15 protein-coding genes are annotated in these 13,312 nt (G+C 30.4%); all 15 read right to left on the bottom strand.

The window, feature by feature from the left end; translation table 11 throughout:
- Positions 1-26: 26 nt before the first annotated feature.
- Positions 27-473 carry a 50S ribosomal protein L9 gene (gene rplI / locus AC3VJB_RS03920; protein ID WP_047788887.1) on the bottom strand — a complete coding sequence of 149 codons (447 nt, stop codon included), beginning with the start codon at positions 471-473 and terminating at the stop codon, positions 27-29.
- 15 nt (positions 474-488) lie between these two features.
- Positions 489-785: a 30S ribosomal protein S18 gene (gene rpsR / locus AC3VJB_RS03915; RefSeq protein WP_028892048.1), complete on the bottom strand. Its 297-nt coding sequence runs from the start codon at positions 783-785 to the stop codon at positions 489-491.
- A 3-nt stretch (positions 786-788) separates the two neighbouring features.
- Positions 789-1,130 carry a 30S ribosomal protein S6 gene (gene rpsF, locus AC3VJB_RS03910; RefSeq protein ID WP_047788888.1) on the bottom strand — a complete coding sequence of 114 codons (342 nt, stop codon included), beginning with the start codon at positions 1,128-1,130 and terminating at the stop codon, positions 789-791.
- A gap of 508 nt (positions 1,131-1,638) precedes the next feature.
- Positions 1,639-3,105, bottom strand: a complete 1,467-nt coding sequence (locus AC3VJB_RS03905; protein WP_047788889.1) for an ASH domain-containing protein — start codon at positions 3,103-3,105, stop codon at positions 1,639-1,641.
- 103 nt (positions 3,106-3,208) lie between these two features.
- Entirely contained in the window at positions 3,209-4,132 is a 924-nt protein-coding gene (locus AC3VJB_RS03900; RefSeq protein ID WP_497666783.1) for an EamA family transporter, read from the bottom strand.
- 117 nt (positions 4,133-4,249) lie between these two features.
- Positions 4,250-4,924 (bottom strand): type 1 glutamine amidotransferase domain-containing protein, encoded by a 675-nt coding sequence (locus tag AC3VJB_RS03895; protein ID WP_047788891.1) that lies wholly within the window; start codon positions 4,922-4,924, stop codon positions 4,250-4,252.
- Between the two features lie 77 nt (positions 4,925-5,001).
- The gene (locus tag AC3VJB_RS03890; RefSeq protein ID WP_047788892.1) at positions 5,002-5,571 is read right to left on the bottom strand and encodes a Crp/Fnr family transcriptional regulator; all 570 of its coding nucleotides are present in this window, start codon (positions 5,569-5,571) and stop codon (positions 5,002-5,004) included.
- Between the two features lie 9 nt (positions 5,572-5,580).
- Positions 5,581-6,735: a class I SAM-dependent methyltransferase gene (locus AC3VJB_RS03885; protein WP_047788893.1), complete on the bottom strand. Its 1,155-nt coding sequence runs from the start codon at positions 6,733-6,735 to the stop codon at positions 5,581-5,583.
- Positions 6,736-6,995: 260 nt separating this feature from the next.
- The gene (gene hisIE, locus AC3VJB_RS03880) at positions 6,996-7,580 is read right to left on the bottom strand and encodes a bifunctional phosphoribosyl-AMP cyclohydrolase/phosphoribosyl-ATP diphosphatase HisIE (RefSeq protein WP_437824581.1); all 585 of its coding nucleotides are present in this window, start codon (positions 7,578-7,580) and stop codon (positions 6,996-6,998) included.
- Entirely contained in the window at positions 7,577-8,329 is a 753-nt protein-coding gene (hisF, locus tag AC3VJB_RS03875; RefSeq protein WP_497666782.1) for an imidazole glycerol phosphate synthase subunit HisF, read from the bottom strand. Before hisF ends, hisIE begins: the two co-directional genes overlap by 4 nt.
- A gap of 3 nt (positions 8,330-8,332) precedes the next feature.
- Positions 8,333-9,049: a 1-(5-phosphoribosyl)-5-[(5-phosphoribosylamino)methylideneamino]imidazole-4-carboxamide isomerase gene (gene hisA, locus AC3VJB_RS03870; protein ID WP_047788896.1), complete on the bottom strand. Its 717-nt coding sequence runs from the start codon at positions 9,047-9,049 to the stop codon at positions 8,333-8,335.
- Between the two features lie 12 nt (positions 9,050-9,061).
- Positions 9,062-9,643, bottom strand: coding sequence for an imidazole glycerol phosphate synthase subunit HisH (gene hisH / locus AC3VJB_RS03865; protein WP_159491197.1), 582 nt, complete (start codon positions 9,641-9,643; stop codon positions 9,062-9,064).
- 84 nt (positions 9,644-9,727) lie between these two features.
- Entirely contained in the window at positions 9,728-10,861 is a 1,134-nt protein-coding gene (gene hisB, locus AC3VJB_RS03860; RefSeq protein WP_073184137.1) for a bifunctional histidinol-phosphatase/imidazoleglycerol-phosphate dehydratase HisB, read from the bottom strand.
- Between the two features lie 14 nt (positions 10,862-10,875).
- Positions 10,876-11,940 (bottom strand): histidinol-phosphate transaminase, encoded by a 1,065-nt coding sequence (gene hisC / locus AC3VJB_RS03855; protein ID WP_497666781.1) that lies wholly within the window; start codon positions 11,938-11,940, stop codon positions 10,876-10,878.
- 64 nt (positions 11,941-12,004) lie between these two features.
- Complete coding sequence (gene hisD, locus AC3VJB_RS03850) at positions 12,005-13,291, bottom strand: histidinol dehydrogenase (protein WP_253056664.1); 1,287 nt, start codon at positions 13,289-13,291, stop codon at positions 12,005-12,007.
- Positions 13,292-13,312: the final 21 nt, after the last annotated feature.

Below are 13,312 nucleotides of genomic sequence, written 5' to 3'. Positions count from 1 at the left end.
TTAACATGTATTTAACAATTTAGTTACTATTCAGCAACTACTTCAAATACGATGTCAGCTACAACAGTTCTGTGTAAACGTACAGCAGCGTTGTATTTTCCTAATCTTTTTACGTTACCTCCAGTAACTTTGATAAATTTCTTATCTACTTCAGTACCAGCTTTAGCTAAAGCTGCAGCAACATCGATGTTGTTTACCGAACCAAATAATTTATCTCCTGAACCTACTTTAGAAGCTATTTTGATTTCATAACCTTTAATAGTTTCTGCTACTTTATTAGCATCTTCTATTAATTTAGCTTCTTTAAAAGCACGTTGCTTTAAGTTTTCTGCTAATACTTTTTTAGCTGAAGAAGTAGCTAAAATTGCATATCCTTGAGGTATTAGGTAGTTACGTCCGTAACCATTCTTAACGGTTACAACATCGTCTTTAAAACCTAAGTTTTCTACGTCTTGTTTTAATATCAATTCCATGTTTCTACTTCTTTATTATTTTAACATATCTCCAACGTAAGGCATTAAAGCTAAGTGACGAGCTCTTTTAATAGCTTGTGCCACTTTACGTTGATATTTTAATGATGTTCCTGTTAAACGTCTTGGTAAAATTTTACCTTGCTCGTTTACTAAATACATTAAGAAGTCTGCATCTTTGTAATCGATGTACTTAATACCGTTTTTCTTGAAACGACAGTATTTAGCTTCTTTTTTAGTTTCGATATCAAGCGGAGTTAAGTAACGTACTTCCCCTTGCTTATTTCCTTTTGCTTGTTGTTCTATAGATGCCATTTCTTACTTTTTTGCAGATTTAACACGGTTTCTTCTCTTTTCAGCCCAAGCTGCAGCATGCTTGTCTAACTTTACAGTTAAATAACGCATAACGCTGTCGTCACGTCTAAACTCTAATTCAAACGGAGCAATTGCTTCACCTGCTACCTTGTACTCAAATAAGTGGTAAAATCCACTTTTTTTCTTTTCGATTGGATACGCTAATTTTTTTAAGCCCCAATCTTCTTTAGAAATCATTTCTGCACCTTTAGAAAGTAAATAGTCCTCAAACTTCTTTACTGTTTCCTTTATCTGAGTTTCAGATAAAACGGGATTCAAAATGAAAACAGTTTCGTAATGATTCATAATTAAATTGTTTAAAATTTATTTTTAAGCCTGCAAATATACTGCTTTTTAATCCATAAACAAATTTTGCTACTTAAATAATTTAATGATTTAGTGTAAGTTTGTAACTAAACACTCTTTTTATATACTACTCTACATCTCTAGCATTTTTTTGTACATAAATTACAGCGTAAATACTTATGCAAAAGATGTAACATAAAACCGTCTTTTACCTAGCAATGAATTTGCATGTTATAGACAATATTTTTTGTAATTAACTTCCATTATTGGTTATACAAAACTTCAAAATCCATACTAAAAAGTTTAACTTTTAAATATTAGAAAATAGCTCTCTCTTTGAAATTTGAAGTTAAACTGCTTATACTTTTTGTGGTTTTATGCTAACATTTTTAGATTTAAATATTCAAAAAAATATTTTAACTATAAAAAAAACACACTCAAAAACAAAGTTCCAAGTTTGCTTAATTCATAATATATTTTGACTGAGTTAACCTAAACCTCTTTAGTTTTATTGTTTACAGTTTTCGTTTGCTAAATCAGTAACTGTAGGATTATATAAATTATTTTCTATTCTTGAACTACCTTCAATAGTTAGTGAACCAAGAGAACAAAAATTAGAAAGCTTATCATTATATTCAATATATAAAGACTTTACTTTTCTTAAATTATCTAATCCTTCCAAACTCTCTAGATTTGTTCTTTGTATATACAGGTGCTCTATTTCTTCTATATTACTCAATGCGGTTAAAGTAGTTATATCACTATCATTTATATAAACTTCTCCACTAATTTTTGTAAACCCTTTTTGTTTAAAATAATCTAAATCATAACGATCATCAATCCATGTTTGTACTCCATGGTATTCATTAAAAGGTACTTGTCTTTCACAATCTAACTCATCAACCCATGAAGGATTAAATCTATTACGTCTAGGGAGGTAAAAAGTACCTTCTAACCCACCTAATTTCATCAAATTAACTAATCCACAATAACTATATAAAGCATTATTTTCCTGAATGGAAATATTACCTCCAACCCTTTCTAAATTTGAAAATGAATCTAAGTTTGTTATAACATAATTTCCTGATATCTCTAAATCTCGTTTAATTTCTTTCAAATTTTCAAGCCCTGTTAAACTTTCTAATTTAGGGTTTCTATGAACTCTTAACCAGTCTATAATTTCAATACCGGCTAAAGCTTTTATGTCTATTAAATTTTCGTTTTGTACTATATTAATTAGAGCAGATGAATTATTTTTTGGAAAGCCATTTAAGCTTGTTAAGTTATTATTAAGAGCTATTTGAATTGTCTCTATTCCTTTGATATTTTCTAAACCTTCTAAAGAGGTAACTTGAGCTCCCCAGACACTTAATCTTTTAGCTGAATTTAAAGATTTCAATAATTTTAAATCTGTTACAGGGTGATTCGCACCATCGTAAGGACTTCCTATACCAAGTGTTCCATTAATGTTTTTATATCCTTTACCTATAAAATCGATTAACTCTTTCTGAGTTTTAAAATCAACATCACCCTCAAAAGTATCATTAACTCCTAATCCCTCAAGAATTGTATTGTTATAAGGTTCCGTTACATTACTAGTAAATGTGATATTTCCTGAATATTTCTTTTCTTCAGTAGGTTTGAAAAGTATATCTAATTCAAAAAAATCACTTGGAGGTATTTTAATAGTTTCTAAATTCACTGAAAAGCCTTCGGGAAGAATTACCTCTGTAATTTCTAAGGTCAAATTTCCTTCATTAAATATAGATATAGGTAATGTCTTTTCGTTTCCTATAACAAGGTCTTTAAAATTTAAAGTCTCGTAATCATCAGGTAATTTAATAGATAGTTTAACTTCTTTTAACTCTTCTGGTTCTGGATCTACTTCTACTTCAGGAACTGGTTCATTACTACTACATTGAATTAAAAGTTTAGATAAAATAAACAAGGCTATAACTAACTTCGTCTTTTTCATAGTTCTTTGATTTTTTTAAAATTTAAGCAAAAGTAAAAAGTTCGTGATAATATCAAAAATTATTCACTCTTTTAAATATTAAACAAGTTAAACCTACAACTACTTATACTTTTTGTGGTTTAAAAGTTACTTTAAGTTTTGATATTCGTTTTCTTGACGTAATAAAATAAACTCCTGATAATAATACAATAGACGCTATTACCGATTGTGTTGTTAAGGTTTCATCTAAAAAATACCATCCTAAAAACAAGGCTACGACAGGATTTACATACGCTGATGTTGATACTTTTTCTGTTGGAACAATTTTTAACAAGTAGTTAAAAGATGTAAAAGCTACAATACTTCCAAAAACTATTAATAAAAACATAGCTCCTTGCGCTTTAAAAGACCAATCCAAGGGAGAAGACCAGTTTTCACCTAATAATAAAGATGCAGTAAAAAGTAAGCCACCTGCAAAAAGCATTTGGTAACCTGTACTTACAAAAAAGTTTTTAGGAAGTTTGGCTTTAGAAACAAATACACTACCATAACTCCAACTTAAAACACAAGAAAAAATCATAAAAATTCCTATTAGCATATCTTTTGAAGTTGTTATTTCATTTTGACTAACCAATAAATACATTCCTATAATCCCTAAAACTACTCCTATAATTGATTGTCGTTGCATCTTTTTTCCATCAATTAAACGTAGTAGTAATAATACAAATAATGGCTGTGTTGCCGCTAATAAAGCTCCAAAACCGCTATCAACAAACTTTAATGCCCAAACAAACATTCCATTTCCATATACTAAAAAAAGGAAGCCTGCTATCGCAGAGTTTAAAAGTTGCTTTTTGGTTACTGTAATAGGTACTTTTAAAAACTTAGCTATTAACATAATTAATGCTCCCGATATAGAAAAACGAATGGCCGCTAATAATAACGGAGATACTTCTGTAACAACAATTTTATTCAATAAATAAGTGGATCCCCAAATGACATAAATAGCAATAAAAGCCGCTATAATTAGTGGTTTAGATTCTTTCATTTTTTTATTCTTAGGCGTTAAATGTACAATAAAACCTTTTTACTTATACCTAAAAAATAAAAATCGGCTAAAAATATTTTTAACCGATTTTTATTTTAATATTCTCCCTTAGAATAACTATAATTTTGCCAGTAATTTTTCAGCTACTAACTCTGATGAAGCTGGGTTTTGTCCTGTAATTAAATTTCCGTCTTCAATAACATATTCTTGCCAATCTCCTGCTTTACTATAAATTCCGCCTTTGTTTTTTAGCTCATCTTCCACTAAAAATGGCACAATTGAAGTTAATTGCATTATCTCTTCTTCTGTATTAGAAAAACCAGTTACTTTTTTATTTTTAACTAAAGGCTCTCCATTTACTTGTGCATCTTTTAATACTATAGGCGCATGACAAACAGCACCAACTGGCTTATCGTTTGTATAAAAAGCTTCTATTAAAGCTATAGAATGTTTATCTTCAGCTAAATCCCATAAAGGTCCATGTCCTCCTGGATAAAAAATAGCATCATAATCAGCCTCACTAATATCACTTAACTTTGCAGTGTTCGCCATGACATTTTGAAGTTCTTCATCTTTATTAAAACGAAGTGTTGCTGGTGTTTGAAAATCTGGTTCATTACTTTTAGGGTCAATTGGTGGTTGTCCTCCTTTTGGAGATGCTAGAGTCACTTCTACTCCTTTATCTTTTAATAGATAATAAGGTGCTGCAAATTCTTCAATCCAAAAACCTGTTTTTTCTCCTGTATTTCCTAGCTCTTCATGACTAGTTAGTACAAATACTACTTTTTTCATGTTATTTATATTTTTAAGTTACTCCAAAATTAGAACATGAAAGTTAAAAAAAAATTGATGTATGGTAATAAAGAGGCTTATAATGTATCTTTTCGTATTCTACTTAAACTTTCGGTTGTTATTCCTAAATAAGATGCTAAATGATAGTTTTTAATTTGTTGCTCTATGTTTGGATAGGTTTGTAAAAACAAATGATACCTCTCTTTAGCTGATAACACCAAATTATTTAAGATTCTTTTTTGAAATCGCACTGTTGAACGCTCTAACTTTTTTCTAAAAAAATGTTCTATTTTAGGAACTTTTTCATAAATATTATCTAAATCATTCTTGGCTACTTTTAATACAATAGCATCGGTAATACATTCAATGGCAAGTATCGATTCTGATTCAGAAAAGTAACCTATATAATCACTAATCCACCAATCGTGAATTGCAAATTGTATGGTATGTTCTTTTCCTTTAGTATCCATAAAAAAAGTTCGTAAACAACCTTTTATTACATAATATTGATAGTATACTTTCTCGTTAGTATGTAATATCATATCACCTTTTTTATAAGTTACTTCTGAAAAAATATCCTCAACTACCTTTAATTCTTCACTTTCTAACTGAAGATCTTTAAACACATTACTAACAGATGTACTCATTATAAAAAGTTATAGTAAGCCCTCTAAATAGTGTTGTTCTATTTGATAAGCTCCTTTTAATTCTGAAATTTTAGCTTCAATACGTTTTTCATCTACCTTTTTAGATGATTTAGCACCTATCAGCATTACATTTTTACGTGTATGTTCGTTGCTTATAAATTCAAAAACTTTCGTAGTATAATTATTCTTCTCTAAAATTAAAGCGCGTATGGTGTCAGTAACCATTTCAAACTGACGTTCTTTAAAAATACCATATTTTAACAAAGGACTCTCCTGCTCTTTTCCTTTTACTTGTTGACGGATTTGTTTATGACAACACGGTGCACAAATGATTAACTCTGCTTTAGAAACCAACCCTTTGTATATAGCATCATCTGTAGCTGTATCACAAGCATGTAAAGCTATTAAAATATCTATTTTATCATTGTCATACTCCTGAATAGGTTGTGCTACAAATAATAAACCTTTGAACCCACATTTTTTAGCAATATTATTACAATAATTTACCAAACTTTCACGCAATTCAATACCTGTAACACTAGCTGTATACCCTTTTTGATTTACCAAATAATCATATAAAGCAAAGGTTAAATACCCCTTTCCTGACCCCATGTCAACAATATTGATATGATTAGGTAACTTAACCGATTGTATTTGCGCTTCTATAATTTCTAAATACTTATTAATTTGACGGTATTTATCCGCCATTTTGGGGATTACCTTTCCCTCTTTATCAGTTATTCCCAAATGATATAAATACTCGCTGTTTTTGGCTCTTTTCTCTTTGGGTTTGTCATGGGTTTCTGGTAACTTATTTTTAAAACTAGGTTGTGTAGTTTTATAGCTTACTTTCTTCTTCTTAGAAAGAAACACTAATAAATCATTTTCCAACGTAAATAATGTCGCCGCTCTAAACTTTTCTGAAAGTAAAAGAGTTAATTCTTCTATACTCTCTTCAAATGAATAATTTTTTGCCTGGTCGTTTGTTTTATATCGATATAAAAACTGAAAACACACGTCTCCTTTTAGCGTTATTTGACGAACGTATACATTCGACAAGTCATCACTTTTACGAATTGGTTTACTTAAAGTCAATTTTACAAAATCGTTTTTTTGTATACTATTTTGGAACTCTGTAAATAGTTGGTGTAAGTCTTCTTTCATACCGTAAAAATAGACAATCGATTATTAATATTTCTCATATTTCTTATCATCCTTAACATTTTTTATTCAAAATCGTCTTTAAAAAAACTAAACTGTATTAAATATCTAAAAGTTAATAATTTATTATCTACATCTTTCTTCTTACTTAACTTTAAAAAGAATAATTATAGTTTTATAATTAATATTAGCACATAGCCTTCCCTAATAGTTGACTTTATAAACTTTCTATAAAGGAGGTTGTAACATGTTAATTAACTTTATTAATTTCTATTTTTCAAAACACTTTCAATATCTGTTAGCTTAAAACCTTTAGCCTTTAATAAAATTAAATAGTGGTATAGTAAATCAGCAGCCTCATTTTTAAATAGTTCATCGTTATTATCTTTTGCTTCGATGACTACTTCTACAGCCTCCTCTCCTACTTTTTGAGCTACTTTATTAATGCCTTTTTTAAAAAGTTTATTAGTGTAAGAAGTTTCAACATCATTATCTATTCTGTCAGAAATAGTATTTTCTAGCGAATATAAAAAGCCTTTAGAGGTTTCTTCTCCAAAACAAGAAGTTGTTCCTTTATGACAGGTTGGTCCTTCTGGAGTTACTTTAATCAATAAAGTATCATTATCACAATCTATTTGAATATCTTTTACCCATAAAAAATTCCCTGATTCTTCACCTTTTGTCCAAAGTCTATTTTTACTTCTGCTATAAAAAGTAACTTTTCCTTCTTTTTGTGTTTTGGTAAAGGCTTCTTTATTCATATAACCCAGCATTAACACCTGCAAAGTAGTATTGTTTTGAATAACAACAGGAATTAACCCGTTTCCTTTTGTAAAATCTATATTCATCGTATAGCTATGTTTTGTTTTTTTAATTCGTTTTTTAGTACGGGTACTGGTATTTCACCAAAGTGAAAGATACTAGCAGCTAATCCTGCACTAGCTTGGGTTTTGGTAAAGACTTCTGTAAAGTGCTCTACTTTTCCAGCACCACCAGAAGCAATCACAGGAATATTAACAGCTTTACTCACTGCATTGGTTACTTCAATGTCAAATCCGTTTTTTGTTCCATCACTATTCATAGAGGTTAATAAAATTTCACCTGCGCCTAATTTTTCAACCCCTGTAGCCCAACTCACAGTTTCTAGTTCGGTTTCAAAAGTACCTCCTTTGGTGAACACTTTCCATTCCCCATTTACATTTTTCGTATCAATAGCTACAACTACAAACTGACTCCCGAACTGATTTTTTAAATCCGTAATTAATTGTGGATTTTTTACTGCGGAAGAATTGATGCTTACTTTATCTGCTCCAGCTTGTATTAACGCCACTGCATCTTCAACAGTACTAATACCTCCACCAACAGTAAAAGGAATATTAATCTCTCGTGCAATTGTTTTTACTAATGTAACTAAGGTTTTTCTATTTTCTAGAGTAGCTGTAATATCTAAAAATACTAATTCATCCGCTCCTTGTTTTACATATTGTTTTGCTAATTCTACTGGATCTCCAGCATCTTTAATATCTATAAAATTGACCCCTTTAACCGTTCTTCCATTTTTTATATCCAAACATGGAATAATTCTTTTCTTTAACATGTTTTAACTTATAAATTCTTGTAATTCTTTTAAACTTATATTTCCTTCATAAATGGCTTTTCCTACAATGGCTCCTTCACAACCAATTTCTTTTAATCGATGTAAGTCATTGATACAGGCTACTCCTCCACTCGCTATTAAGTTGACTGAAGTTTTACTCAAAATTTCTAAATATAAATCTAAAGAAGCTCCTTGTAACATCCCGTCTTTAGCTACATCGGTACAAATTGTGTTTAAAATACCTATTTCTTGATATTCACTTATAAATTCAACAACATCAACTTCTGAGGTTTGTAACCAACCATTAGTCGCTATTTTTCTATCTTTACAATCAGCTCCCAAAATTATTTTATCCTTTCCGTATTTAGTAAGCCATCCAATAAATGTATCTGGATTTTTTACCGCTATGCTTCCTCCTGTTATTTGGTTTGCACCACTTTCAAATGCAGTTCGAGCATCTTCATCTGACTTTAGACCTCCTCCAAAATCAATTTTTAAATTCGTTTTCGTTGCTATTTGCTCTAATACTTTGTGGTTTATAATTCGACTAGATTTTGCGCCATCTAAATCAACAACATGTAAGTATTCTATTCCGTTTGCCTCAAATTCTTTTGCTACTTCTAACGGACTTTCATTATATATTTTTTTGGTATCATAATCGCCCTTAGTCAAACGGACACATTTTCCTTCTATAATATCTATTGCGGGTATAATTCTCATTTTAATTTCTTTTTATAACTCTAAAAAATTCTTCAATAACTGCTCTCCAACATCAGCTGATTTTTCTGGATGAAATTGCATCGCATAAAAATTATCTTGCTGCATAACGGTACTAAACGGAAGAATATAATCGCAGATTGCCAGTGTGTTTTTAGATACTTCTGCATAATATCCGTGAACATAGTATACATCGTCTTCTAAAGCTATGTTTTTAAACAGTTTAGATGATTTTAATTCAAAAAAGTTATTCCACCCCATATGTGGGACTTTTTCTTTTGGTGGAAATTGTTTTGTGCACGCATCAAAAATGCCCAAACATTCGGTATTTCCTTCTTCTGAGTATGTGCACATTAACTGTAATCCTAGACAAATTCCTAGTACAGGTTGTTTTAGGGAAACAATTAACTCATCAAGATTTCTTTCTTTTAAGTATTGCATTGCTGAACTTGCTTCTCCAACCCCAGGAAATATTACTTTATCTGCCAATTGTATTTCTTCTGGATTATCAGTTATAATACTTTCGTACCCCAAGCGAGTTAGTGCATTTTGTACCGATCGTATATTTCCAGCATTATATTTTATAATAGCTATCATATTTTTCAATTATCATTTATCAATCATCAGTTACCTATTATTCTCTTTAACCATTGTCTACCGATAATTGATTATTGTTCATTGTTATAAAACTCCTTTTGTTGATGGTAAAATCATCTTATCTACATCTCTTTTTACTGCTACTTTTATAGCCTTAGCAAAGGCTTTAAAAATGGCTTCTATTTTATGATGTTCGTTTGTTCCTTCTGCTTTGATATTCAAATTACACTTAGCACCATCGGTAAACGACTTAAAGAAGTGATAAAACATTTCCGTAGGCATTTTCCCTATCATTTCTCGTTTAAAATCTGCCTCCCAAACTAACCAGTTTCTTCCACCAAAGTCAATGGCTATTTGAGCTAAGCAATCATCCATTGGTAAACAAAACCCGTAACGTTCAATTCCTAGTTTATTTCCCAATGCTTTATAAAATACTTCTCCTAAAGCAATTGCAGTATCTTCAATGGTGTGGTGTTCATCTACGTCTAGATCACCTGTTACTTGGATGTTTAAATCCATTTGACCGTGACGCGCTATTTGATCTAACATATGATCGAAAAAAGCAATACCAGTATTTATTGTACTTTTTCCCGTTCCATCTAAATTCAAATCAATTTTAATTTGAGTTTCATTTGTATTACGTTCAATAGTTGCTGAACGTTCTTCTAATTTTAAAAACTCATAAATAGTGTTCCAATCGTTACTCTCTAAAGCTATAAAATCATCTAGTTCCTCTCTTTTTACAGTAATTTCATCAGTTCCTAAATTTGTTTCATCATTTATGTAAATTCCTTGAGCTCCCAAGTTTTTAGCAAGTTCTATATCGGTTAAACGGTCACCAATCACAAAAGAGTTTTTCAAATCATATTCTTTAGAGAAATATTTTGTTAATAAGCCTGTGTTTGGTTTTCTTGTAGGTTGGTTGTCTTTAGCAAAGGTTCTGTCAATGATTTCTTCTACGAACTCAATACCTTCTTCTTTTAAGGTGTTCATCACAAAGTTATGTACTGGCCAAAACGTATTTTCTGGATATGCTTCTGTTCCTAATCCGTCTTGATTAGTAACTAACACTAATTCAAAGTCAAGCTCTTTGGCTATTTTACTCAATCCTTGAAAAACCTTTGGATAGAATTGTAATTTCTCAAACGAATCTGTTTGTTCATCTGCTGGTTCTTTAATTAAGGTACCATCTCTATCTATAAATAATATTTTTTTCATCGTCTTTTTAAAATTTAAAATGAGTTTTCAACTTCATCAGGTGTAACACTCAATTCCTTTAATGTAGTCATTAATTTTTTGTTTTCTTTCTCGCTTCCTACCGTAATTCTTATGCAATTATTTACTAAACTATTCCTGTTTCTAGTTATAATTTTTTGAGCTACTAATGAGTTATACAATTCATTAGCGTTTGTAACTTCAATTAGTATAAAATTAGCTTCAGAAGGATATATCTTTTTTACCAATTCAATTTCTTGTAGCTGTTTTTCTAGTTTTTCCTTTTCATTGAGAATGATATTTTTCTCAATCTCAAACTGCGCTAAATTATCTAGTTTATTAAGTACAGCTTCTTGATTTAAAGCACTGATATTATAAGGAGGCTTCACCTTGTTGTATATATCAATGATTTCTTTACTAGCATAGGCTGCTCCTACTCTAACACCTGCCAATCCCCATGCTTTACTAAAGGTTTGACTTATAATTAAATTAGGGTAATTTTTTAATTGATTTATAAAAGATTCTTTAGAACTAAAATCAATATAAGCTTCATCAATAATTACAATTCCTTTAAATTTACTAAGAATAAACTCAATTGTTTCATCTTCAAAACAGTTACCTGTTGGGTTATTTGGTGAACAAATGAATATTATTTTTAAATTTTCATCTTCTAAATAACATTCTAAAACATCTGTATTTATCTGAAATTCTTGATTTAAAGCTAATTCAATCAATTCAACATCATTAATAGCTGCGGAAACATTATACATTCCATAAGAGGGTGTAAAAGTTAAGGCTTTGTCTTTCCCCGGATTACAAAATATTCTAAATGCTAAATCGATTACTTCATCACTTCCATTTCCTATAAAAATTTGATTCTCATTTACATCTTTAATCTCAGACAATCGTTTTTTAATTGTTATTTGTTGCGGATCTGGATAGCGATTCAAAGTACCAAACGGATTCTCATTAGCGTCTAAATACACTTCAGCAACACCTTTAAATTCATCTCTAGCAGAAGAATAAGCTTTTAATTGCTGAATGTTTGTGCGTACTATCTTGTTTAAGTTTATTTTTTTCATTGTTAACTATTTTGAGGTGTTACTCAATAAGGTTAAGATTTCTCATATTCATTCGAAATGACGCTTAGCCATTTAACTCTTTTAATCTAACTGTAATGGCATTTTTGTGCGCTTGTAAGCCTTCTGCTTCTGCCATTAATTCTATGGCTTCACCTATATTTTCAATTCCTTCTTTAGTTACTTCTTGAAAAGTAATTTTCTTTACAAAACTGTCTAACGAAACTCCGCTATAGTTTTTTGCATAACCGTTAGTTGGCAAGGTGTGATTGGTGCCACTAGCATAATCACCTGCACTTTCACAACTGTAATTTCCTAAGAATACTGAACCAGCATTTACAATTCCTTCGATATATTCAGAAGCTTTTTCTGATGCTATAATTAAGTGCTCTGGAGCATATTCATTACTAAACTGAATACATTCTTCAGAAGAATTTAAAACAACTGCAAAACTATTCCCTATTGCTTTTTTAGCTAATTCTTTTCTAGGTAATTCTTCTATTTGTTTGTTTAGTTCTGTTATAACATTTTGAGCAATTTTTTCAGAAGTAGTGGCTAAAATAGCTTGACTATCTGCTCCGTGTTCTGCTTGTGATAATAAATCGGAAGCTACAAAAACAGGGTTTGATGTTTTATCTGCAATTACAAGTACTTCACTAGGGCCTGCAGGCATATCAATAGCTACCCCTTGTTGTTGTACCAATTCTTTGGCTTTAGTCACAAACTGATTCCCTGGTCCTAATATTTTATATACTTGAGGAATGGTTTTTGTTCCGTACGCCATCGCTCCAATAGCCTGAGCTCCTCCAACTTTAAAAATTTTAGTTACTCCTACCAAAGAAGCAGTGTATAGAATAGCTGGGTTAATCTTACCTTCTTTATTCGTTGGAGTACACAATACTATTTCTTTACAACCCGCTATTTTTGCTGGTACTCCTAACATTAAAATAGTAGAAAATAATGGTGCAGAGCCCCCAGGAATATACAAGCCTACTTTTTCTACTGCTACACTTTTTCTCCAACAAGTTACTCCTTTTGTTGTTGTTATTTTTTTAGGTGTTTCTTTTTGTGTGTTGTGAAAAGCTTCAATATTATTTTTTGCTAATTGTATGGCTAATTTTAATTCTTCTGAAACTAAGTTTTGTGCTTCTTCTAACTCTTTTTTAGAAACTTCTAACTCGGTTAGCAACACTCCATCAAATAACTGTGTATATTTTTTTAAAGCTCTATCTTTATTAAGCTTTACATCATTTAATATTGTTTGTACTGTTTCCTGTAAACTGTTTTCACTTAAAGTAACTCTTTTACACAGTGACTCCCAAGTTTTTTTTCCTGGATTTTTTATAATTTTCATCTGTTTATTTTTATTGTTTTT

It is taken from the genome of Tenacibaculum sp. TB-53, from assembly GCF_059716285.2.
Note: the sequence above shows the minus strand (reverse complement) of the source record. Positions and strands in the feature narration are given on the sequence as shown.